The organism is Halegenticoccus tardaugens (genome assembly GCF_004116405.1).
In the GTDB taxonomy this organism is placed as follows: domain Archaea; phylum Halobacteriota; class Halobacteria; order Halobacteriales; family Haloferacaceae; genus Halegenticoccus; species Halegenticoccus tardaugens.
The window spans coordinates 22112-44306 of the sequence record NZ_SDIC01000010.1; the positions used below are offsets into that span (position 1 = coordinate 22112).

19 protein-coding genes and 3 pseudogenes are annotated in these 22195 nt (G+C 59.0%); 12 read left to right on the plus strand and 10 right to left on the minus strand.

What is annotated here, in order from left to right:
- Positions 1-50 precede the first annotated feature (50 nt).
- The 3 genes and pseudogenes from C3L37_RS24575 to C3L37_RS21515 all read right to left on the minus strand — a co-directional run bounded on the left by C3L37_RS24575 (position 51) and on the right by C3L37_RS21515 (position 1033).
- Positions 51-221 carry a hypothetical protein gene (locus tag C3L37_RS24575; RefSeq protein ID WP_164974837.1) on the minus strand — a complete coding sequence of 57 codons (171 nt, stop codon included), beginning with the start codon at positions 219-221 and terminating at the stop codon, positions 51-53.
- A gap of 126 nt (positions 222-347) precedes the next feature.
- Positions 348-854: pseudogene (locus C3L37_RS21510) on the minus strand (RNA-guided endonuclease InsQ/TnpB family protein); the annotation flags it as partial.
- The gene (locus C3L37_RS21515; protein ID WP_129116606.1) at positions 854-1033 is read right to left on the minus strand and encodes a hypothetical protein; all 180 of its coding nucleotides are present in this window, start codon (positions 1031-1033) and stop codon (positions 854-856) included. The gene C3L37_RS21515 and the pseudogene C3L37_RS21510, both read right to left, overlap by 1 nt.
- Before the next feature lie 115 nt (positions 1034-1148).
- On the opposite strand from C3L37_RS21515, the pseudogene C3L37_RS21520 reads away from it, so the two are divergent.
- Positions 1149-1241 (plus strand): annotated as a pseudogene (locus C3L37_RS21520) (IS5/IS1182 family transposase); the annotation flags it as partial.
- Between the two features lie 488 nt (positions 1242-1729).
- Entirely contained in the window at positions 1730-2203 is a 474-nt protein-coding gene (locus C3L37_RS21525; protein WP_129116607.1) for a hypothetical protein, read from the plus strand.
- 36 nt (positions 2204-2239) lie between these two features.
- Here C3L37_RS21525 and C3L37_RS21530 read toward each other — a convergent pair whose 3' ends face one another.
- On the minus strand, positions 2240-2461 hold the full coding sequence (locus C3L37_RS21530; RefSeq protein WP_129116608.1) for a hypothetical protein: 222 nt from the start codon (positions 2459-2461) through the stop codon (positions 2240-2242).
- A 29-nt stretch (positions 2462-2490) separates the two neighbouring features.
- The gene (locus C3L37_RS21535; protein ID WP_129116609.1) at positions 2491-3015 is read right to left on the minus strand and encodes a hypothetical protein; all 525 of its coding nucleotides are present in this window, start codon (positions 3013-3015) and stop codon (positions 2491-2493) included.
- A gap of 404 nt (positions 3016-3419) precedes the next feature.
- On the opposite strand from C3L37_RS21535, the gene C3L37_RS21540 reads away from it, so the two are divergent.
- The 4 genes from C3L37_RS21540 (at position 3420) to C3L37_RS21555 (ending at position 12071) form a co-directional block, all read left to right on the plus strand.
- A complete protein-coding gene (locus tag C3L37_RS21540) occupies positions 3420-3704 on the plus strand; it encodes a hypothetical protein (RefSeq protein WP_129116610.1) in 285 nt (94 codons plus the stop codon).
- An 85-nt stretch (positions 3705-3789) separates the two neighbouring features.
- Entirely contained in the window at positions 3790-5178 is a 1389-nt protein-coding gene (locus C3L37_RS21545) for a hypothetical protein (protein ID WP_129116611.1), read from the plus strand.
- 67 nt (positions 5179-5245) lie between these two features.
- Positions 5246-8314, plus strand: a complete 3069-nt coding sequence (locus C3L37_RS21550) for a VirB4 family type IV secretion system protein (protein WP_129116612.1) — start codon at positions 5246-5248, stop codon at positions 8312-8314.
- A gap of 781 nt (positions 8315-9095) precedes the next feature.
- Complete coding sequence (locus C3L37_RS21555; protein ID WP_164974838.1) at positions 9096-12071, plus strand: hypothetical protein; 2976 nt, start codon at positions 9096-9098, stop codon at positions 12069-12071.
- Positions 12072-12229: 158 nt separating this feature from the next.
- Here the strand turns inward: C3L37_RS21555 and C3L37_RS21560 are convergent, their stop codons facing one another.
- Positions 12230-12538 carry a hypothetical protein gene (locus C3L37_RS21560; RefSeq protein ID WP_129116614.1) on the minus strand — a complete coding sequence of 103 codons (309 nt, stop codon included), beginning with the start codon at positions 12536-12538 and terminating at the stop codon, positions 12230-12232.
- Between C3L37_RS21560 and C3L37_RS21565 the strand changes: the two genes are divergently transcribed.
- On the plus strand, positions 12512-13384 hold the full coding sequence (locus C3L37_RS21565; RefSeq protein WP_129116615.1) for a hypothetical protein: 873 nt from the start codon (positions 12512-12514) through the stop codon (positions 13382-13384). The two genes, C3L37_RS21560 and C3L37_RS21565, sit on opposite strands and share 27 nt — an antisense overlap.
- 434 nt (positions 13385-13818) lie before the next feature.
- Here C3L37_RS21565 and C3L37_RS21570 read toward each other — a convergent pair whose 3' ends face one another.
- Positions 13819-14058 carry a FaeA/PapI family transcriptional regulator gene (locus C3L37_RS21570; protein WP_129116616.1) on the minus strand — a complete coding sequence of 80 codons (240 nt, stop codon included), beginning with the start codon at positions 14056-14058 and terminating at the stop codon, positions 13819-13821.
- A 600-nt stretch (positions 14059-14658) separates the two neighbouring features.
- Here C3L37_RS21570 and C3L37_RS21575 point away from each other — a divergent pair.
- Entirely contained in the window at positions 14659-15849 is a 1191-nt protein-coding gene (locus C3L37_RS21575; protein WP_129116617.1) for a hypothetical protein, read from the plus strand.
- 125 nt (positions 15850-15974) lie between these two features.
- Positions 15975-16223 carry a hypothetical protein gene (locus C3L37_RS21580; RefSeq protein WP_129116618.1) on the plus strand — a complete coding sequence of 83 codons (249 nt, stop codon included), beginning with the start codon at positions 15975-15977 and terminating at the stop codon, positions 16221-16223.
- Positions 16224-17295: 1072 nt separating this feature from the next.
- Here C3L37_RS21580 and C3L37_RS21585 read toward each other — a convergent pair.
- Together C3L37_RS21585 and C3L37_RS24580 are read right to left on the minus strand one after the other, a co-directional pair.
- Positions 17296-18732, minus strand: coding sequence for a sodium:solute symporter family protein (locus C3L37_RS21585; RefSeq protein WP_129116619.1), 1437 nt, complete (start codon positions 18730-18732; stop codon positions 17296-17298).
- Positions 18733-18888 carry a hypothetical protein gene (locus C3L37_RS24580; RefSeq protein ID WP_164974839.1) on the minus strand — a complete coding sequence of 52 codons (156 nt, stop codon included), beginning with the start codon at positions 18886-18888 and terminating at the stop codon, positions 18733-18735. It lies immediately after the preceding gene.
- Positions 18889-20148: 1260 nt separating this feature from the next.
- Here C3L37_RS24580 and C3L37_RS21590 point away from each other — a divergent pair.
- The 3 genes and pseudogenes from C3L37_RS21590 to C3L37_RS25930 all read left to right on the plus strand — a co-directional run.
- Positions 20149-20517, plus strand: coding sequence for a hypothetical protein (locus C3L37_RS21590; RefSeq protein WP_129116620.1), 369 nt, complete (start codon positions 20149-20151; stop codon positions 20515-20517).
- Positions 20514-21083: a hypothetical protein gene (locus C3L37_RS21595; RefSeq protein ID WP_129116621.1), complete on the plus strand. Its 570-nt coding sequence runs from the start codon at positions 20514-20516 to the stop codon at positions 21081-21083. Before C3L37_RS21590 ends, C3L37_RS21595 begins: the two co-directional genes overlap by 4 nt.
- A 60-nt stretch (positions 21084-21143) precedes the next feature.
- Positions 21144-21272 (plus strand): annotated as a pseudogene (locus tag C3L37_RS25930) (ribbon-helix-helix domain-containing protein); the annotation flags it as partial.
- A 527-nt stretch (positions 21273-21799) separates the two neighbouring features.
- Here the strand turns inward: C3L37_RS25930 and C3L37_RS21605 are convergent.
- Positions 21800-22183, minus strand: a complete 384-nt coding sequence (locus tag C3L37_RS21605; protein WP_129116623.1) for a VOC family protein — start codon at positions 22181-22183, stop codon at positions 21800-21802.
- Positions 22184-22195: the final 12 nt, after the last annotated feature.

The window sequence follows — 22195 nt, forward strand, 5'->3', positions numbered from 1 at the left end:
GTTGGCACTGTAGGTGCTGATGTTCTGTTCGAGGGGTGATCTGGAACGACCTATTCGTCGTCGGTGAGGACGGATTCCTGCTCGTCGACCGAGGGAATCTCGCCGTCGTACTCGAATTCCTCGACGCGCTCACCGGTTCGCTCGGCGAGAATTTTTGCGAGAGACTTGTCTTCTGAACCTGTCGGGGGACCCGCGCCCGGATAGGTCTCGTCGTGAGTCATGGCTCGTCAGCGTCGTCATCCTCGCCGCCGGCGTCCGGGAATAATTCCCGGACAATCCGGAGTCGTTGAAGCCGCTTCAACTCACTCCAGATACGCGGGCGATCCTCAGTCGTGAACTACCCCACCCTACTCGCTCACGGCTTTCGCCGTTCGCTCCGTGAGGGTGGGACTTCCTGTTTCCACGACGCGCTTTGCAGACACAACGGTGTCCACAGGGAGCGCAGTCTCCACAGGCGGTGATTCGGAGTGATCCACTCCTACCTTTTCAAGACCGCGAGAAAGAATATTCCACGCCGCGTTCGCGTCCCTGTCCGCCTCGAACCCACACGAGGGACACGAGTGTTCGCGCACCCACAGCGGCTTGTCTGTCTTGACACCACAGGCCGCGCATTCCTTCGTCGTATCTTTCGCGTCAACCGCGACGAAGTGTGTCCCTTCGCGCTTGCACTTGTATTGGAGCATTCGTAGGAACGTGCCCCACGCCGTTCCCGCCCGGTTACGAGAGTTGCCCGGTAGTTCGACCAACCCCTTCGCGTCCAAGTCCTCCACGGCCACAAGGTCGTATTCTCTCGCGTAGTAGTTCGAGAGTTTGTGAAAGAAGTCTCGTCGCTTTCGCTTGAGGTCGGCGTGTCTCAGTTGCTCTCTCCCCCCTCTTCGTCGAGGGCGAGCACGGTCTCAGCGTGCTCGGTGCGAATCGTTTCGAGCATCGTTCGGTCGGACCGTGCCTCGGCGACGTCGTTCTTCCACGCGCGGAGGGCACCGGAGTCACCGGGCTCTGCATCGTGCGCTTTGAGCCACTTTTCGCGGGCCATCGTGTTGACAACCCCACCGAGTTCGCTGGGCAGATCGGTAACGTACGAGGGTTACAGCAGGACGGCTTTGTTGAAATCCTCAGAGAGTTACAGATTCGCCCGGTAGTCTGACCGGATGCAATCCCTTCCAAAATCACGGTTCCTCCAGTTCGTTGAGCAGGCATTTCACTTGGCTCGACGAGCTGTCGCTCGCTACTCTTCGAAGTTCTGGCTCTGTTGAAACCCTCTCCATGTCGTGCGGTTTCGTACAGAGGCTCGTTTCAGCCGCTTTGGTCGTGAGTGGCGAGGAGGGTGTCTCTTCGGAATGTCTGCGACGAAGGGTTTCAACACGGCCAACGTCTGGATTATGAGGCTTCTGTCCAGTCTGACCGTGATCTGGGGTCCCAGAAGAACCGTGAGTACTATTTTGTCGTGATCCGCAGCGGCCTCGATGGCAGTTCTCTCGAGGACGTCGAATCGTCGTCTTCTCTGATTGTTGAATTACTTCGTCCGAGCCGTCTGTTCCCTTTTGTCCGCGCCTGCGATGAAGGCCAATCATTGGGCCGTGTCGTTTCGTGTTCCCGTCCCCGTGTGTTGGTGGTGTGTGATCTGTCTGCTATCGTTCGTGGGGTGTTTGTGGGGCTTTTACTGTCGGATCGGGTGCTATGGGCATATTATGGGTATAAATTTATGCGTGAACGGCACTATACTGGAGGTATGTCAGCGGACACATTGTCAGAGTTACGGGGCAAACGCCCGGACATTTTAGCGGCGATCGAGTACTTCGGTAGTGAGGCTGATGCGACCGAAATATCAGATAAAGTAGAAATTCCTGAAGGGAGTCGTGGCCACTTATTTGGCGACCTCGAAGACCGTGGGTTGATTCGGATGATTGGCGAGCACAAGCGTCCGAGTGGCTCATACGCGTACGTCTACTCGCTGACCGAACGGGGTGCGGTCGTCCTCGATGAGTACGAAGAGGCACGGATTGCGCAGGCGGACGTTGACGCGTTACGCAAGCGGGTGGCGTCTCAACAAGAACAGATCGGGCGACTTCGCGAGCGGTTGAACGACGCTTACCGCGAGCTGGAGCACCACGATGACAAGTTCGCTACAGTGGACGAACGGACAAAGGATCTGAACCGCCGGTTGAAAGCCATCGAGTCGAACTGCGAAAACGAAAACGAGTAGTTCAGGTCAGTGGGATGCCGAGTCAGGCGGGCAGGTTTACTTAATCCCGAAAAGTCGCCCGATAATGAGGCACACTCCGATCATGGCGAGGACGTGGAGAGCGATATACGAGCCAGGGACGGCTGCGTTGCTCCCGTAGATGAGTCTCCCCACAGGCATCGCGAAGACTATCATGACGAACATGGTCAACGCGCCCACGATTGAGGCGAGTGCGAATCGAGCGTAGTAGCGTGCTGCCAGGCGGACGTCAGCGAACATCGAGGGAGATCGAGAACTCATGATCTGAACTACTCCTCAATAGTTGTATCAGAGCCGTCGTTATTAGTTTTTTCCTCACTATCAGTTTCGGATGCAATTTGTTGGGCGTCCGCAATCGTCTGTCGGATCTCGTCGATCGGAATAGTCCCCTCATGGTTGAAAATCTCGGTCATGCCCATCAAGTGGATTTCATGGCAGGCAAGGTCGGCACACATAAGATCGATAAGGCGGTCCCCGAGTCGGCGGTAGCCTTTCGCGACCGTGCCTTTCCAATCCGTCCACAAGGGCGTTGGAATATCGAGGATGGTGTGACTTTTCGTCTCCTTAGGGGTGGCGGTGCGATACTCGTCGAGTTGTTGTTCGTCGACGATTGTTTGGCGGTGGAGGACTTCGATGGCGCCGGTCCCGATTTCCGTATGGCAGAGATAGTCAGCGGTGAGTAATTCAACGAGACGATCGCCGAGTTGTGTATAGCGTCGAGGGACTGTCGCCTGCCACTTTTGCCACTGCTCGTTTGGTATGTCAGAAAATGTGTGTGAGGTGAGATTTGCCATGTATCGTCCGTTACTCACCGTCGCCATGGGGTGTGTGATCCTTGTTGTGCATGGCTTGGACCTTGCAATGAACCTACTTAACTACCAGGGGGATATAAAGAAGTCTCGGTCTCCAACGTCTTGCTACCAGGCGGGTAGGCGCATATAGGTATCTGTGATGAAAAGCTATTCAAAGAAAATTTTAGAATTGTTACGCAATAGTATTTTGTAGGGGGAGATAGATGGCTTGAATGTTGTCCATGAATGTAAGATTGGATCGGTGTAAAAAATGGTTTAGTGAAGTGTTCAGGGAGTCATACTGGCGGCTCCGTTACAACTGGGGCCCACGCGACCTCGGGTTTGCGGTCGTGTGGGGACTGGCGGTATGTCTGTTCTTCACGTCACCCGTCGCCGCCCAAACGGGCGTGTCGGAAGCAGAGAGCGCTATCTGTGGCGGTGGCCCGATCAACGTCGGCCGGATTGTCGGATTGATGTACGGCGGACTGTTCCTGTTTTTCATCTTTAAAGCCGCTCCCCGGGCGGCGTTCGGTATCGACAAGATGGGAAGTACGAAGAGTGACACGCAAATGCGTGGGAAAGAACAGGCGATGGGGAGCGTCTACAGTGTGGGCGCGGCAATTGTTCTGTTCATGATCCCGCTGCTGCTCCAGGCGGGCGGGCTCGACATCGCGTCGTGTCTCATGCCCTAAGTGTGGGTGGTGGCATAATATGCGCCGACCACAGTCGCGACGTGCTGGCCTTGTTTTTGTCTGTTGTATAGTCATTGTTCTCGGCGTGGCGGTTGGCGTCGGTGTGTCGAGTGTCTCCGCCCAAGTCGATGCGAACGGCGCACCCGATGACTCGTCTGACGACAATTCCTCGACCAACAACGAGACTGGAGACGGTACTGGCGTTGTCGGACCATCGAACTGGGTCGATGGCGTTGGCGGTAGCGGGGGTGGTAGTACGGGCGTCTCTGCGAACGAGTCTGGAGTCTCCGCCGGTGCGAGTGGTGGCGGTGGCTTCGGCGTGGGGTCGTTCGGTATCCCGTCAGGCGAAGAGTGGATGGAATCAGCTATTCAGTGGATTATCGACGAGACCACGTCCGAGGTCGCGGGATATGTCGACGGATTCAATCACATCATGTTCACGGTCCCCGCGCCGGGTGAACCGCTTGATCCGGTGTCGTGGTACACCGACGACAGCGGCTGGTGGCCGGGGACATATGTGATGTTCTGGATCTCAGCGGCGATTTCGATGGTGTTGTACATCCCGGCGGTGGCGTTCGGGGTTGACAAGCCGAATTCGAACGAAAGGACGGCCACGCTGTTACGGATTGTGAAGGCGTTTGCCATTGGGACGCTCTTCGGCATTCCCGTGTTGGCGATGGGAGGCCACGCTATCAACGCATTCAGTCTTGCTATTGCACCCTCGGGGACAGAGTTCATGGAGACGCCCGGTGACGTCTCGAAACTTGGCCTGGGGCTGATCTTCGGCTTCGCGCTTGTCATAGCCAAGTCGGGCGTCGTCTTCGTTGGGCTGCTCGCCCTCCTCGGGTTGTGGTTTTTGATGTTCGTCTGCTACGCGTTCTGGCCGCTGTGTTGGGCGTTTGCCGTCCAAGAATCGTCTAACGTCCGTAACGTCGGGTACGTCGGGATTGCCACGTATGTCATCCTCTTGGCGATCAACTTCTTCCAGACAGGGATTCTCCGATTCCTCTATCACTTGCCGTTCTCGGTGGGGGATATCAACGGAACGCTGCTGGCGCTTGCCGTGACGATCGTCGGGCTGACGGTCGCATTGATCGCTCTGCCGATTGGCGGGTTCGAGAAACTCTTGCCTGCGAGTGCGGCCGTAATGGGCCAGCGTGCAGCTCGGAAGGCCGGAGGCTTCTCCGTGGGACGGGGGGCGTACAACCGCTATCGGGCTGCTACCGCGGATACCACGGCTGGATCGACGCCTGCGCCACGTGGAAGTGGTCCAGTTCGCGACCCACCGCAGCGGACACCCCACTCGACATCCCCGCGACGGACGAGTGGCGGCATGACCGCCGCGGCCACCCCGCCGGGGAGTGGCCCGATGAGCCACTCTGGGAGCCGGTCTTCGCAGTTCAACCGCCGGACGGACCGTCTCACTCAGGACAGTTCGCCGACTGTCTCCCCGCCGGATCGGAGCGTGCGTTAACCACTGCCCTCTCGGCACTCCCATCATTCAGACCACGGTAAGAAAAGAAGATATGACACGATAGACTATGAATACACAATCACAGTCAGATCGGACGGACGGGCCACCTGCGAATCACATCACGCTCCCCTACATCGATACGTCGATTGAGATCTGGGGGCCGATCCACTTTGGCGACCTCAAAGCGTTAAGCGTTCCCCTCGCCTGTGCCATCATCGGCATCGTCGCTGTCGCCGCCGACCTACCCGTCGTGTCGGTACCGTTCTTCGCGGTGGCGGGTCTCTCTCTCGCGGTCTGTACGTACGCCATCGCGTCGAACCCCCACTACATGGGGACGAAAGAGCGAGTTGAATCATGGGTTGAGGCGAAGCAGATCGAGCGTGAAATGCCCCTCGGATGGGAGGATGCCCTGGGGCGACAACTGCACGGCGTCGAACAGCCTTTCCGTGACGGAACGGTCTGCATGGCCGACGGGCGAACTGTCGCCATGCTTGGTGTGCGAGGCATGAACTCGGCGATGCTCAAAGCCGACCGGGCACAGTCGCTCACCTCACAGCTGGGCATGGCGATCGACGAGGATATCCGCGACTTCGATTTCTCCATGTATGCCACGACCGATGAAAGCGACCCCGAAACCCTCGTCGAACACCTTGAGGACCGTGCCCTCGGCCGGGGGGCAAGCGACCCGCTGGGGTCGACGTCACGGGCGTCGAAATACCTCCAGACGTTGTTGTTGAACGTTGCTGAGTGGTTCGTCGATGTGGACGAACCGCAGTGGCAGGCCACGCCGTGGGATTACTACATCGTCGTCGAATCGCGGTCGGGCGAAGGAACGGGATGGGACCCGGGCCAGATGGAACACCTCGGACGGATGGAGCGCCTACGCGCCCGCGTCACTGGCTCAGCCCCCGGACGGAATCGGAGTCAGCAGTCGAGCCGACAGCAGGAACGCCTCAAGAAGCGCGTCCGTGCGGCCGAAGACGCCTTCGGGTCTGTCGAAGGAGTTGAGGTTGAGCGGGTGGATCTCCTCGAACACATCGGCCTCCTCGCCCGCTATTGGACTTCTGAAAAGGGCACGCCGAGTGAGGCAACGGTGAACGCGATGGCGAACGACACGGCACGTGTCCGTGAACACGAGACGGCGACGGAACGCCTACTCACGCCGTCAATCTACCAAGTCGACGAGGGGCGGATTCGCGTTGGCGACCATCTCACCCGGACGTACCACATTATGGGGTGGCCCGCACAGCCGCAAGCGATGTTCCTCGGTGAGTTGTTCACGCTGCGGGGCGTGAACCTTGACGTTCGCATTCACTGTCACGCAGAGGACAAAAACCACGCAATGGACGAGTTGGAGCGCCACATGGCCGACGTTGACTCCGAAGAGCGCAAGCGACTCGAAGAGGGCGACATGTCTGGCCAGCGAATCCAGTCAGACAAACAGGCCGCCTATGTGATGTACGACGAACTGCACAACACGTCCGCCCAACCGTGGCAAGTCAGTATGTACGTCACCGTCCGCGCCGGTCCTGACGAGGCGTATGAAGTCGCCGAATCCTCCTCGTATGACTTCGAAAACCTCCACATGGCGAAAGTGAAGGCACTCGAAGATGCGTGTAGCAAGGTCCTCCGTATCCTCAAGAATCGCCCGGCGAACCTCTCGCCGCGGGGGACGGACGCCTTCCCGATGCGGGCGTTCGAGAGTGGCTCGCCAACAGGGCGGGATGCCGTCGAGGAAGATGGCGAGAAGGCGAAAACGACGCGGATGCTTGGCGGGGCGATTGGGGCGATGTTCCCGTGGTGTACGGGCACAATTCAGGAGAAATGCGGTGTTCGATTCGGGCGGAACAAGCAGAACGGGACGCCCATTATCGCGGATCCGTTCAAGCGAGGGGCAGCCCCACACGCGCTCACCATCGGCCAGTCTCGATCAGGAAAAACCTACTGCTCACAGACGGGACTGTCGGAGTGGTACGCTGCACGTGATGACCGGACGCTTATCGTCTGCGACACTGAGGGCGGGTTTACGTCGTTCACAAAGGCACTCGACGGACGACACATCGAAGTAGGCTCTGGCGAGGACGTCATCAACCCCTTCGAAATTCGCAAAGCACCTCGGTCAGAGATTGAGTCAGGCAAGGCGATCGGAAACTTCGAACGGAAGTGCAAGGAGGTCTCGGAGTTCTTCGCCTCGATCCTCCGGTCCCAAGGGTCGGACCCGGGCAACTACTACTCGGTCATCGGGGACGCGGTCAGAGAGACGTACAAGCGGGCGGGTATCACGGACGAACCAGAGACGCACGCGCGGAAAAGCCCTGACCCACGCGACTTCATTGACGCCCTTCGGGATATTCTCAATAACGCCGAGGCCGACCGCTACACGTTCACGTCCGACGAGCTAGAAATAGAGCGCAAGCGTGAACTGGCGGCGAAACTCCTTGAGAAACTCTCTGGATTCCGCGAGGGCAACGAATTCGAGCACATGCTGGGGGAAACGTCGGCCAGTATTCTCGATCCCGACGAGCGGATGATCTACCTTGACCTGAAGAACTTCAATCACGCCTCGGAGGCCGAGAAGTCCGTGCAGTTGCACCTCATGCTTGGGCAGATCGGACAGAAGATCAAACGTGCGCCGGGCGAGACGATCTTCCTTATTGACGAGGCGCATCTCTTGATGCACTCACGGGAAATGGTCGAGTGGTTGCAGAACGCCGCGCGGGCGTGGGCACGCTATGACGCGTGTCTGTGGTTCGTGACGCAATCGCCCCGGGAATTCATCGAACGTGCGAGGGATACCGGCGAGGGTGAAGAGAACCAACGCAGTACGATCCTCGAACAGTGTACTACACGGCAGGTATTCCGGACGCCCATGACGACGTCGGAGTTGTTCAAGGACCTGGGGATGAACGACATTCAGACGAAGTACGTCATGCAGAAGGCTGTCCCCGGGAAGGCACAGCGGGGCTATTCAGAGTGTCTCATCAACTTCCAGGACCGCGAAGGCTGGTGGGAGTGCCACGTCGAGGCCGCCCCCTTCCAGGACGTGCTCTGGAACTACAGCCACCAAGACGACGGGGATTTCGACGAGTATCTCCGCAAGCAGTGGTACGACCGCCGGGAGAGCCAGCATGTTTGAGCGGTTTAAGTCTCAAGAGACCCACGAGCAAGCCGGATACGAGGCGCTCCGAATCGATTCAGACCTCGCCTCGTCGTTCGCCTCGACGGTCGATCGAGAGGCGATTACCGTCCGTCCGGACAAGGACAATGGCGGCATCCCCGCGATGGTGGAAGTGCTCGACGCACTCCACACGGTCGACACCAAAAGCCCGTGGCTTACCCGCAAAACGACGAACGTCTCTCCCGCCCATTCTTTCGAGATTCGATACGCGTGTGAAGGTCGGAACGACGAGCGACTCCTCTCGCTTCGGTACCTCGCCGGGAGTGACGGGACTGACGGAACGTTAGAACGCCAACTCATCCAGCAATATCCCGATTCACAACTCGACCGGACGGACCCGTCTTTCCTTGACGTCGACGAAGGCGATTACGTGGCGGGGGCGTCGCTTGGACTCCGGCGGTACACACTCTTGCCCATCAAGAATATCGAACTCAAGGGGTGGCGCTCTGACCCCACCGGATCGATCATGACGGAGATGGTGGCCGCCAACGACGAGTCACCGATTGAAGCCGATGTGATTACCCAGATTATGTTTCGCCCAGCCATGCGTGACTGGCGCGAGGGCGTGCGGAACGGGGGCGGTCCGGCCGACGCTGACGATCCGAACATCCACGGAACGCCGAGCATCCGCGATTTAGTGCATAACCTCCGCCAACCCACGTACACGAAAGAGCGACGTGTTTTCACCTCTGAGACGATCGAACACCCGCCCTCGAAGGTGGACAAGCAAGTCGCGACGATGCTCGAAGAACAGCAGGGCGAACACGGGTGGGAGTTGGCGATCCGCGTCTTTGCAGTCTCCTCGGATGCGGATGTCGCGGTCCGTCGAGCCGCGAAAGTCGCCGGGATGTACCGTAACTTCTACGAATCGAACACCGAACAGACCTTCGAGCCGCACCCTCAGACGGGTGACGATCTCCGCACGCTCGTCGACACGGCCGCCCGGCGCGAGTGGGAGGACGTTGGGATGGTCAAGACACAGTTGGAACTCGCTGGACTCGTGAACGTCCCGAAGGCGAAGGACGTGAATACCAACAAAATGCAGTGGTCGATGTCCAAGCCCGGCGAGGGCGTCCCCCCGGGAACACCCCGATACGACTTCGACGCGGCCGGGATTGAGTCAGAAGCCACGCGGAAAGAGCGGCAAGTGACCATGCTCGAAGAGCCCGGCGACGATGTCTTTTGGTTAGGCTTCGGGAGTCGGAACGGGACGGAAGTCGGTGTCCATGAACGCTATCTCAACGCCCACATGCAGGTGACCGGCGGGACGCGAAAGGGCAAGACGAACACACTCACCCAGATCGGCGAACAGATCATGGAACGCGGTCACGGGGCGCTCGTCATCGTCAACGGGAAAGAGAGCGACGACGAACGGTTCGTCGAGGCGTGGCCAGAGGATCGCCCAGAAGAGGACTTCGTCTTTATTGACACGGGTGATGAGTTCGAAAAGCGCGTTCGTTTCAATCTTCTCGAACTCCCGACTGATGCCGACCCAGGGACGGTCGAGTTTTCGACGGCAGTCGAAGCCCTCGCTGACGACTGGTCGGCTTCCTTCGCCCAGGCTGGCGGTGGCTCAGACAACTACTGGGGGGCGTTGATGAACCGGCTGACCCGCACCATCATCCGCGGGATGGAAGAGTCAGGCAAGACGTGTACGCCCCTGGACCTTGCAGCGGCGTGTTCGTCCGCAGAGGGCGTCGGACGGTTCAAAGAGTGGATGGATCAAGAGCGGATTCACTTCGTCCGCGAGGCCGCCGAGCGCCTCGCCGAGAAGGAAGATGCAGATCTCGAACCCCTCGCTGGGCGGATGGATATGCTCACCCAACACGCAGGGATGCGGAACTTCCTGTGTGCCCGCAATCCAACCGCCTCGATTCAGGACTTCGTCCGCGAGGGGAAGGTGTGCGTCCTCCGCATCGACCCCTCGCTTGGAGAAACAGAGACGAAGTTCATGCTCACGCCAATTGTCCGCCGGTTCTATACTGCCAAGCGGACGCTCCCGGACGCTCCACGGTTCTACCTCATTTGGGATGAGTTCGACAAGTGCGTGAGTCCGTTGACGAACATCCACGAAATGCTCTCGATCGCGGGCGGGCACGACTTCCGGATGATCCTCGCGTGCCAAGCCCCGTCGAACCAGCTGTATGACCGCCTCAAGAAGGCCATGCAGAACCAGATTGACACGGCCGTTTCCTTCGGGACCGGAAAGGAAGACGCCCGGTATGTCGCGTCGCATCATACCCTCGACGCGGACGAACTCGCTGGAATCGGTCGCTACAAGTTCTGGTTGCGGACGTACTACCAGCGGGGGGCAGACGAGGACAAAACGTATTCATACAAAGTCGACGCCTTCCCACCCTCCCGAGAAGTCCGCCAGGAGGTCCTCGGCGACGAGACCGTCACCGACCGCGACGTTGCACGGATGAAACGCGAGTCGGTCGAGCGGTATGGCGACGTCCCCGAGTCCGCAGAACAACTCAAGGCCGAGTCGCACTTTTACGACGAAGTACAGGCACCCACCGACGGTGAGGGAAGCGACGGTGTGGGCGATATTGATGGCACGCTCGATGACGTGTTGGCGGCGGCGTTCGCCCTGACCGTCCGCGAGGACGAGGGGGATACTATCGACACGGGCGCTCTCGTGACGCTTGTCAAGTCCAATACGAACCTCCCGTACAACCACGCTGACACGCTTGTCCAGCGGGCGAATGCACGCGAATTAGTCACGCTCTCTCCCGACGGCTCGACGGCCGCACTCACACCCGAGGGCCGTGAACGTCTCTTCGACAGTGGAAAGGCGGGGTCGACCGGCGGCATCGGACATCAAGCCCCTATGGAGTGCATCGCCCGGACGTGCGACGAGATGGGGTATGTCGTTGATATCCCGGTCCAAGACGGGGGTGAACTCCCCGATCTCCTTGGAACGCTTCCCCTGTCCGTTGGCGGGGCGACCTTCACCGAGGCCCAACGTAATCGTGACCGTCTCAAGGACGACTACCCAGCGGTCTTTGATCTCTCCGCGGACGGCGAGCTCGCCATCGAATTCGAAAAGGGGACGGTCGACCGCCCGGCACAGATCGGCGCGAACCTCCACAAAGCCATCGAGGCGTCACCACCGAGGCACGTTCTGTTTGTCGTCTCCCCGGGTGAAGACGACTACACTGCCGTGGCGGACAAGCTCGCCAGAAAGCTCTCCGAGCCCGTCCTTACCTACGAAAACCCTCCCTCGGATGTCTCCCGGAGATTTCACCGCAATGGCGCACTCTCTCGGAGTGGCCAGCAGATCGCTCTCCCTGGGGAAACACACCAGTGGGTCGACCCCGGGGATGGCAGCGTCGTCCTCCGCAACGCTGAGGGGACGGTCTACGCCCGCTTTACGACTCACAAAGCATTCGAGGATGCAGGTGTCGAGGACTTCCCGGCAGCCTTCGATGACGTCCCAGACGACTACACTGCCGTCTCGACGCCGTTCGTTCCCGAGTGGGAATTCGAGACGCTCCCGACGCCCGACCAGTGGGATATCGCTATCCTTCCGACCGAACGTGGTGAACCCTTGCAGTGGTTCGACCCTGAGACGGGACAGACCTTCCCCCTCCCCGACCGCCACCGCACCGGTGTGGGTGCGAGTGGGTCCACTGGCAAGGGGAGTGTGGTCGAAGGCACCCACGAGGAGGCCTCGGATGAGGCAAATTCCGACCTCTGGAGTGACCTGTAATGCGTCGCCGGGCGTTCCTTAGTTCGCTTGGGGCGCTTGGAGCGACCGCTCTCTCGGGATGTGTCGCTCATACGCCCGGCAGTGCGTCTGGTGTCCAGAAAGACAACGGGAATAGGGATACGGACGGAAATAGCACGACGGGCGGCCAGCGTGGGGCATCACCCGACCAAGTCGTCCCTTCCGCTCTCAATCCTGGCCAGTATGCACAGGCGTTTGACCGCGTTGTCGATATCACGCAGGTCGGTGCCGACCCAACTGGCTCTGAACCGATCGACGATGTCCTTGACTCGATCGCCGAAAGTGGGACGCTCGTCGTCTTCCCTCAAGGCGTCTATAAGATGAATCGGCAACACCGCTATACCGGTCAGTCGGACATGGGCTTTATCGGCCAGAATGCGGTGCTTCGACACGGCCGCGTGGACGCTATCGACCGTTTCTCCGTGACAGAAGGCGAGTTCGACGGCCACGCCCGCCTCTTCCGTGTCGGTGTCGACTACGACCTCCACAACGGGGCGTTCGTCTTCGGCGGCTTCATCGTCGACTGGGATGGCCCGAACCGCGGGATGCAACTGCTCGACCACAACACCGCAGGAGATTCTGAGATTCGAAATATCGTCTTCCGGGGGCGGCACTCGCTCGGATGTGAGGGTGCGCTCAGACTCAACCCGCAGACGCCCGACTCGACGTGTCTCCTCCAGAACATCGATATGCGAGCTGGCGGGCAGCACTACACCGACACCATCAACACGCGGTCTGAACGAGATGGCGAGTCGTGGGCGACCTCTGGACTCACCGCCCACCCTGACAAGGCGGGGACGCTCCACGTCGATCGCGTCTATTGTGGCGGGTGGCCCGACAACGGGTTGTATGTCAAAGGCGGCCCCGGACAAACGATCGTAACGCACAGTATCGCCGCCAACTCAAAAATCGCCAATATCCGCATCAACGGCAAGGGGTCGCTTATCGACCGTTGCACTGTGATTATCAACCGCGAGATTTCCGAGCACTTCGACGGACAGGTTGGCATCCGACTCGATGACGGTACCCCCACACTCCGGCGGACGCGCGTCGAGATTTCCTCACCTATCCCGACATACGCCATTTTCTCGCGGCAGGTCGAAGAGGCGTGGATCCACAACGTCGATGTCGCTCTGGGAGTCGATTGCGTTGGCATTATGTGCTCAGAACTGGCCGGCCCGACACACATCACGAACGTCCGCTTCCGAACGCCTACTACTGGGGGCGGGCGACTCATTCTCGGATCACCCGCTCGCCCCTCGGACGTAACCGACGATGGAGTCACAATCCACTAGTCCACGCCTCCCGCGGAGGGCTTCATCCGTTTCTCGTCCATGTCTCGGCAGACAAGTTGCCGTTTGGTAAGGGATGATACCGCGCTATCTCCATCCTCAAAGAAAGAAGCCGTCAAATGTGCGAAGTCGGGGCTTTGAGATCCCGGGCTCAGTGGGTGGACCTGTCTGTGTTTTTAAGATAGCGACATGTAGTTGACGGGGGCACGAAAGCGATGAGGGAAAACGGGACTATTCGGAATCGTCGTCGAGTTCGGCGGCGAGGAGCGCCCGCACTTCGTCGAAGTGCGCATGGATTTCGTCGGGCATACGCTCGAATTCCGCCTCGCTCACAGGTCGCTCACGTCGTTGATTCCGTGCTATCGTTCAAATCTCCTAATGTAGTCTTCAGCGTTCTCTGCCAAATCATCTTCGGCGTAATTCACCATCGTCGCGTCCTATTCGTCGTCGACTAAGACCCAGAGGTTAGCACTTCCTACACGCCGGGGATGGACGCGCCCTTCGTCCTCGAGGTCGCCAAGCTTATAATACGCAGTCTGGTACGAGCTTCCGACTTCATCAGCCACTTCTTGCGTGCCAGCCATCCCACCGAGTGATTCGAGCGCCTCTACGAATTCTTCAATCGGATACTTCTCCAAGTACCGCCCGCTCTCTTCGTCTCGGTCCATGCCAGGCATGTCAGGTGATTGCACCGCCATTGTACATAGATATGATGGAGTTCATCAAGTACCGTTATATCCGAATTACAGGGGACAAGGTATATACCCTTGGAGCGTGATTACAAGGTTGAGACAGACCAGTTCCTCAGGGGCGTAGTAACGCCCGGGTGTTGGAGCACCCGGGCTGGTCTTCTCTACGGAACCCCGGAAGACCATGTTAGCAAAAGACCTCGAAGCCCGTAAGGCTATCTGCTCAGTTCTACCAGGAGGTATTTCGACCGACGAGTACGCAGTGAGCGTGACTCCAGCAAATGATTCGGCCAATACAATCACCCTGAACTTTATTGCGGATGGCTACATCGGGCTAGAACAGTCAAACGCTAAGCTAAGGGAGAATCAAAAGGGCCGGAGAAGGACCGGCGGCCTATCCACCTCCGTCTTCTCCGCGATACGTGATAAATCCGTCGCTCATAATTGTGACACGAAGAGCCATGGGTTTATTACGAGTGGTCGTGACGTCCTCGGGCGTCGGCTCATCCCAAACAGAGAGCCACGAATGCAACCTACGGAGAGAGGACGGACGACGACCAACCACGCTAAGAGCAGGGGGGCGAACACATGAGCACCGCTGCTCGAAGCGAGCGTGTCGAGGCCTACGTCACGCCCGAACAGAAGGCGCAGCTCGAGGCGATCAGCAAGCGCCTTGAGTGCTCGCAGTCGGCCAGCGTCGGAATGCTCATCGAAGACGCCTACCAGCGCGCCTACAACGATCTCGACCCCCGGGCAATCTCGGAAAACCGCGTCGCCGACGCCACACTCGACCAGCTTGAAGCAGGTAAGCTCGCGATCGACGAAATCGACCCTGAACTCCGCCTCAACCCTGACGAAAACGACAGTGCCGAGCCTACCGGTGCAGACGCAGAGACAGATCCGGCAGAGACCGAGGTCTCTCTCCGGGAAAAGCTCGCGATGATCGCCTCCGACGGGGGAGCAACCGTGAACGCACCGAGTTACTCGCCCATCCCGACGCGGGCCGATCTCACCAAGCAGGGCCGTGTACTCGACTGGGAGACGATCCGCAAGGTGACGAGTGACGAGCGCTTCGACGACAAGGCCAAGATACATCCCGGACGGATCGATCGCGAGAACCTCCGCTCGCGACGCAAGCCCATCAGCCGTGTGCTCGCTGGAATCTGCCGGCATCAATTCGGCACAGTCATCTCCGGCCAGGAGATCGACGAACTGATCGATCACTACGTCGGCTACAAGACCGACCGCATCAATGAAGACGAAGCACGCGCGTACTTTCGCGAGACCTATCGGGAGACGATGCTCAACGCCGAGCTGCTCTACCCCCACCCGAACCCCGACAAGGACGCTTACTATATGACCGAAGAAGCGTACCGCGACGCGATCGCCACGTACGTCACCGACACGACCGATGAGCTCGGCGGGTTCGTGAACACGATGGCCCGCGAAAAGTGGTTCAAAGCGCACAATTCGAAGCCCGGTGACTCCGAAGCCCTCCGCACCTGGAAGAACGACGTCGCCGAAGCGCTGTCCGACCTAGCGGTGCTTGAAACGATCCGCACCGAACACACCGAGACCGTGCTCGCCCTGGACGGCGACGACGCCGGTGGCTTCGACTACGACATCGACGAACACCCCAGCATCACGGTCTACCTCAAGCGGTTCGCCACTGAGTACCTCGGATTCGTCGATGCCCTCATCGAAGGTCGCTACTACCAGGAGATCCTCGACCACCATGTCTCCGATCGAGTCCGCAAGATCATCTCGGATATCGACTAAGCATCAGAGTCACCGACAAGTGACGGCCGGCTTGTCTGGCTCTTCGATCGTGGACTAACCCACACTATCCTCAGAGGTTATTCTGTGGGTTAGTCACGAGTGACGGCCACACAGGTTGCTTAGTCATGCAGCGCGTCGAAGAGTCCCCGTTCATCTTCGATGATACGGTGGACGCGCTCACAACACTCTTTTCGGTGATCGGTGTCCTCTGGTGTCGTTCATTCGCAGGCAAGCTTCTCGTACGTCTCGCGGTTGCGCTCGCGCCCACGCTGAGCCAGTTCGAGTTAAGCCCCAATCGCAACGCCGTGATCGTCGCTGCGGACGAGTTCACGGAGGCACTTTCGGTTGGCGCCCCCGATGTCGACCATGGATGATCTCGTTTTACAGAGGTTCGAGGAGAAAGCCCACGACTGTAGTCGTGGGAGACTATCACAGGGAGTATGGAGATACCACAGATGTGCTACTGTCCCATGAACTATTCTTCTCTGATTCATGACATAGTACCGGTACAATCGCCCGAAGTTTTCTTTTTCAGAACTCACCTCCAAGAGTTCCGGTCGGTGTAATTCACTCGCTCCGCTGTAGCGCCCCCATCCTCTCCGTTGAACCCGTCCGAAAAGTCTCAAGACGGCAGTTTTCACGAGAAACACGAATAGCCACCTGGGTGGAGAAGTATTAACAACTTACCTTCTGATTGCTAACCCTTCCCATCACTCTGTGGTTACTCTCCTCTCGCGGAAACAGTTGCTTTCGAAACGCCTATATGCCATTACGGTGTACAGTACCGTAGCGGCGAATGTCTCGCAAGAACGAACAAGAGTTCGTTCGTAGCGGCGACCGCTACGGAGTCTCCCTCGTGTTTTCGTCGATTCATGCTTTCGCGTCCGAGAGCTAGCGTTGCGTCCGTTGAGCGCGTTTTCGCCCTGGGTGCTCTCTCGCGAGTTTCACGAGAAAAAGAAAACTTTGGCCGATTGTGCCGGTACTCTCAGACCACGATTCTTACTAATCGCAAGACTGCGTCGACTTTATCGGACGGATCGGACTCCCGAGAAGGCGGAGACCATCGTGAAGTACCGGTACTGCGGAGAAGATTTTTGCATGCAGTGGTGGATCTCTCGTGTTTGTGAGAACCCCAACCGAGACCTCGAGGATTTGACCGAGCGGCTAGATTGGCTCGAAGAGCAGCGGGGGTTGATTCATGACCCGGCGCTCGAAGCGGGAAATTGAACGGCTTCTCGCGGACGTCGAAGTAACGCCGGGCACTCCGCGCGGGGGGTCGTCGATCGACCTCGAGGCGTCCCCGCTGGCGAACGAGGGGCTGCGCCATATCTTGCGGTACCGGCGTGAGCTGTCGGCGGCCCGTGGCGAGACAGTCGACCTAGATCGTGACGTTTCCAAAAACAGAGGGCGCCTGATCGGACGACTACCAGAGATCGGCGCCTAACGCTAGTCTGTGGGAACAGCGCTCAAGTGCGACGTAGCTACCGACGAACCGAGCACCGCGATCGCGACGCCGACTCCGAGCAAGGTTGCAGGGACGCCAAAGAGCTCCCCACCCAGGAGTTCCGTTCCAACGCCGCAGACCGCTCCGAACACCATCGAGGCGATAATTGCTCGACCGTCTAGGCCGCGCCAGTACAGCGCGACGTAGATGGGTATCAGGAGCCCCGTCGTCAGCAACACGGCCCGGAAATTGTAGAGCTCGAAGATCGACCCGGGGGGACTGGCGCCGACAGCCGTCGCAAGAAGACCGAAAACGACGGTCGCCGTTCGCGAAACTTTGAGTTGGTGTTCATCCGACATCCCCGGTTTGAAATAGTCGTAGATGTCGCGCGAAACGGTGACACCGATCGCATGAAGTCGGGTGTCGGTGGTCGAGAGAATCGCGCTCATGATTCCGAGGATGACGACCGTTCCGATTGAGGTCGGCAAGTACTGCATGATGAGTACCGGGAACGCCCGATCGGGATCGGCGACGGTCAGGCCGGCGTTGTTCAGCGCCACGCCCGTCGCCGCGCCGAGGATCGACGTGACGACGAAGAAGCTGCCGATGATTACCCCGCCCATCGCCAAGTGAAATTTCGTCGTCTCGATGTCTTTAGTCGCGTTGATCCGGATGATGACGTTCTGGCTTGTAAAAATCGTCCCGAAGAACGCGACAATCGAACTGACGACCGTGAGCAGCGTGTACGTTCCGTCGCCGAGCGGCGTCACGTACGACGGATCGATCGCAGCGAACTGAGCGTTCATCGCGGTGAGGCCCCCCAGGTCGACCACGAGATAGATAGCGGCCAGCGTCATGAGCGCGATCATCACGGTCCCCTGTAGCAGGTCCGTCCACGCGACGCTGATCAACCCGCCCATCACTGTGTAGGTGATGAACACGATTCCGATCACCCAGACCATATAGCGATATGGGACGCCTGTAATTGCGGTGACGAGGACGCTCGCGCCGACGAGTTGGATGATCAGGTACACCCAGGCGTTACCGAAGAGGATTACACCCGTAATCGGACGGGCGTACTCTCGCCCTGTCACGCTTGCGACAATGTCGGGGAGCGTGACCTTGTCTAGTTCGCGTATCTTGTGCGAGACGAAGTAGAGCGCGCTGATGCCGAGCGCGAGGCCAAAGTTGACGCCAACCATGATGGCCCAGCCCGTTTGTGCGAACTCACCGATCACGCCAATCGCTGCGACCGCACTAAAGAAATTTGCCACCAGCGACCAGGTCGCGAGCCACTTTCCGAGGTTCTTCCCATACACCCAGAAGTCGTCCTTTGTCTTCGTACGCGTGTACCCCCACGCGCCAATCGCGAGCACGATCAACAAGTAGATGACAAAAGCCCCGAGGTAGAACGGGTTTACTGACTCTACTGAAACCATCTATTTGCCTGCCGCTTGCTCTTCTGGTTTGGTTCGGTCCCCGCCGGGGAACGGCTTGTCCATGAGTTTGTGAACGATCAGGTAGTGACCCATCCCCAGGCTCCCCGCGAGAACCGTGGCGATCACCATCGCGAACGTCTCGATTGGAAGACCCAATACAGTCATTGTGATTGTTAACTGTTGTCGTGACAGTCGATCTGACTCCGTGGCGCAGCCGGTATAAATCGCACGGCCAGGTGACATTCGGGTAGCATCATCGAAGATAGTGAGTGCAGTATTCATTCTTCGACGGAGCACCGGAGGAGTGCGCAGGCGAACACAGCTCTCGTCCCGGTGGGCGAAACGCCGAGTCAGCTACCCACGACTTCAGTCGTGGGCTTCCCCCCGCACCGCAACGGAACCGTGCCGCTCGATGGGGTTTCGGCCCGCGCTTCAATGAGCGTCGTGGGTGGGTTGCAAAGTTCCCGTCCACCGTGGAGGGGTTCCGCACACCGCGTTGATTGGTCGTGGACTCCGGCTCTGACCGTCGCGCCGAGGCGCGATGGTACGAGTATGGAGCTACGTTCGCCTTCGTCGTCCCGACCGCTTGCTCCGATTTCTCGGCGGGTGCGCTGACCGGCACCCAACCCGGACGGACGCCGTGTCTCCTGTCTCCACTGGGAGGGTGACGAACCGGTTGAGGCTCTTTTGCCGTCCGGTACAGTTTGTCCACACTGGACCTCGCGTCCGTCCGCGGAGAGGGCGGTCGTTCGCCCCCACGAAGCGGTTTTCTCGCCGGAGTTGCACCGCCCGCGACGAGTGCCTTTGTCGAACGAACTTCCCGATGGACGCAACGCCGTTCGGCCACCTTGCAAGGGGTTGCCACGGACGAAAAGCGTTGCGAACCCGCCGCCAGCGTCGCATTCCTCCCACGGCAAAAGCCGTGGGCTTCCTGCTTGAACTACTGTGAGGTCGTATACCCTTGTGGCGGGATCGCTCGTTCACCGGCGGCACAGCGCGGATGCCCCTTCCTCAACGAGCGAGCAACGCGAGCGAGTAGGGAGGGGAGGAAGCCGGCGGTGCAGTTTTCGTCCCTCGGAGCGTGCATGGTACTACTGCATCGGAACCAAAACGGAGCCGGTGTAGGGGCCGCTGTAGACCGGCCCTGAACTCGGGGACTATGACCGCGAACGTGACGCCACTGGCCGCTCCGTTCCCACTGTTGGGATTGAGCGCGAGATGAGAACACCGGGAATTAAAGCGGTGTAGGGCGCTAATTCTCCTTCCTCAAGCGCGGGCGAAGTGAGCATCCCGTTCGTGACGCTACGTCGCAGTAGCCGTCGACCAGCCCGTTCACACGTTGCTCCTGCATCGATGTGCAAGCTCTGTGCATGCGCCGAAATCGTTATCCGACTATGTGCAGAACTTGCACATAGAATGGGCGCGAGTGACAAGCCCCGACGGGTTCACTTCCAGTCCCCGGAGTATCTCGTCGAGCGTCTCGACGCGATCGCGGACCTCTTCGACAAAGACCGAACGGATGTCCTCGTCGAGGCGATCCGCGAGTACATCGAAGAGACCGCCGACAGCGAGACGTTCCAGGAACTGGTGGCGACGAAGTACTACGATGACCAACTCGAATTCGAGACGGTCAAGCAGCTTGTCGGTGCCGAGATTGCTCAGCGGCTCCGGCTCCTCAAGGCAGATCTCGAGGGTGAACCGTTCGATCTCGCTGCGTCCGCTGATGTCGACATCTACGGCGACAACGCGACGACAGTGGATACCGCGGACGGCGACGAGCGATGAGCAGGCCGCAGCTGCGAACCGTCGTCGCCGACACGAGCGCGCTGGTCAGTCTCGCCGTCCCACGAGCCGACGCAGCGTACGACACCGACACCGCTCCGGATCCCCTCCAGTATCTCCTCACCTCGTGTTACGTCTCCGTCCCACCGGAAGTCGTTGCAGAGCTTCGTGACATGGCCCAGTACCAGGACATCCACGGCGCTGCAGCGTCCAACGTCCTCGCCGCTCGCACCCACTATACGGTCGACGATCCCTATGAGCGAGCCGACACGCCCGAGTCGCGACCGACGTTCGGCCTCGACGACGGCGAAACCGACGGCATCGTTCTCGCGAACGACCTCGACGTTGACGGCTTTCTGACCGATGAGTTCGGCGGGACGAATTTCGCGCTCATCCATGCAGTCCTGCAGGGCCCGCGTATCGTCCCAACACCACGGCTGCTCTGTGATTACGCCCGCAACGACCACATGACCCACGAGGAAGCACGGACGCTCATCATAACGATTAGCCCGCATCGGAGCTGGAAGAACAGCCCCTACGTCACGCAATTATTGGCCCTCTTGGAGTAGAATTACGTTCCGAGCCCGGTGACCCAGCCGTTTACGTTTTCGTAGCACGATGGTATTACCATGAAATACGCGAGTGTCAGTGTCAAGTTCCCGACCGAACTCGACACCGAGATTGAGCGATTCCTCGATGAAACGGGGATCTACACCAACAAGAGCGAATTCATCAAGGAAGTCTGTCGTGCCCATCTTGATTCGAGCAGGGAATCCCGGCGTTCACGCCGGGCGGGAATGCGACACGATACTGACCAACCTCCGTCGACACTCGGGAGAAACCCAAACAGTTAGTACACACCACGACGTATACGATTTCAAGGGTTACGTCGGCTTTTGGCACTTGCGCGAAAGTACGAGACGCGCTGAAACCAGTGTCCTGAATATTTCGGGGCGTCGGTTCCCACGGGCCGGTTCTGCAATCGGTTGCGGGGTTCGCGTCGGTCGTCAGCACGGTAAACCGCCTAACAGGTGGGTTAAGTGTGATCGGCCCGCTATCGACCATGAGGTTGACGCCCGTGGAGAGAGCCACCCTGAGAAACCGGGTGACGATGACTCGGCGGGCGATAGGAGCGCCCGTGGCAGTGCCACAGGACGCTTCCGGAAGAGTGGTGGCGTGAAACCCGCGCCTTTGACGCCGGAAGAGACGGTCCTGAAACCTGCTCGGCAACACGCCGGGTTTCCTCCCGTGTGGGGAAGCCCCGCCGTTTACGGCGGGGAGGATGTCACAAGTGATCGTCTGGATCTTTGAAGTGACCGGAATAACCGCCCCAGACACGGTCACGCGGCGAGTCGGTGACTTCTGCCCCTGCGTCTTCTGCTGCCTTTATCACCTCATCGACTTTTTCTTTAGACATGACGTTGTGGCCGAGGGTGAACTCTACAGAACTCATCCCAATTCCGTCAACGTTCGCGTCTTTTGCAATCTGCTCTTTGGGGTAGAGCGCGAGCTGCAACCCACTGTTCAATGGGAAGAAAGCGACAGCTCCACCTTCGAACTCTATTCCGACGATACCTTCTGTCTGCCATCCCAACCCATCATGGTAAAAGGCAAGTGATTTTTCCAGGTCGCTGACCCCCAATGTGATGACGGTGACTCGTGGATCCATAAGTAAACTACC

What these genes read in the sequence shown, in the direction of transcription:
- C3L37_RS24575 (WP_164974837.1), bottom strand. Translation starts at nt 221, where the DNA reads ATGACTCACGACGAGACCTATCCGGGCGCGGGTCCCCCGACAGGTTCA.
- C3L37_RS21515 (WP_129116606.1), bottom strand. Translation starts at nt 1,033, where the DNA reads ATGGCCCGCGAAAAGTGGCTCAAAGCGCACGATGCAGAGCCCGGTGAC.
- C3L37_RS21525 (WP_129116607.1), top strand. Translation starts at nt 1,730, where the DNA reads ATGTCAGCGGACACATTGTCAGAGTTACGGGGCAAACGCCCGGACATT.
- C3L37_RS21530 (WP_129116608.1), bottom strand. Translation starts at nt 2,461, where the DNA reads ATGTTCGCTGACGTCCGCCTGGCAGCACGCTACTACGCTCGATTCGCA.
- C3L37_RS21535 (WP_129116609.1), bottom strand. Translation starts at nt 3,015, where the DNA reads ATGGCAAATCTCACCTCACACACATTTTCTGACATACCAAACGAGCAG.
- C3L37_RS21550 (WP_129116612.1), top strand. Translation starts at nt 5,246, where the DNA reads ATGAATACACAATCACAGTCAGATCGGACGGACGGGCCACCTGCGAAT.
- C3L37_RS21555 (WP_164974838.1), top strand. Translation starts at nt 9,096, where the DNA reads ATGCTCGAAGAACAGCAGGGCGAACACGGGTGGGAGTTGGCGATCCGC.
- C3L37_RS21570 (WP_129116616.1), bottom strand. Translation starts at nt 14,058, where the DNA reads ATGCCTGGCATGGACCGAGACGAAGAGAGCGGGCGGTACTTGGAGAAG.
- C3L37_RS21575 (WP_129116617.1), top strand. Translation starts at nt 14,659, where the DNA reads ATGAGCACCGCTGCTCGAAGCGAGCGTGTCGAGGCCTACGTCACGCCC.
- C3L37_RS21580 (WP_129116618.1), top strand. Translation starts at nt 15,975, where the DNA reads ATGCAGCGCGTCGAAGAGTCCCCGTTCATCTTCGATGATACGGTGGAC.
- C3L37_RS21585 (WP_129116619.1), bottom strand. Translation starts at nt 18,732, where the DNA reads ATGGTTTCAGTAGAGTCAGTAAACCCGTTCTACCTCGGGGCTTTTGTC.
- C3L37_RS21590 (WP_129116620.1), top strand. Translation starts at nt 20,149, where the DNA reads ATGGGCGCGAGTGACAAGCCCCGACGGGTTCACTTCCAGTCCCCGGAG.
- C3L37_RS21595 (WP_129116621.1), top strand. Translation starts at nt 20,514, where the DNA reads ATGAGCAGGCCGCAGCTGCGAACCGTCGTCGCCGACACGAGCGCGCTG.
- C3L37_RS21605 (WP_129116623.1), bottom strand. Translation starts at nt 22,183, where the DNA reads ATGGATCCACGAGTCACCGTCATCACATTGGGGGTCAGCGACCTGGAA.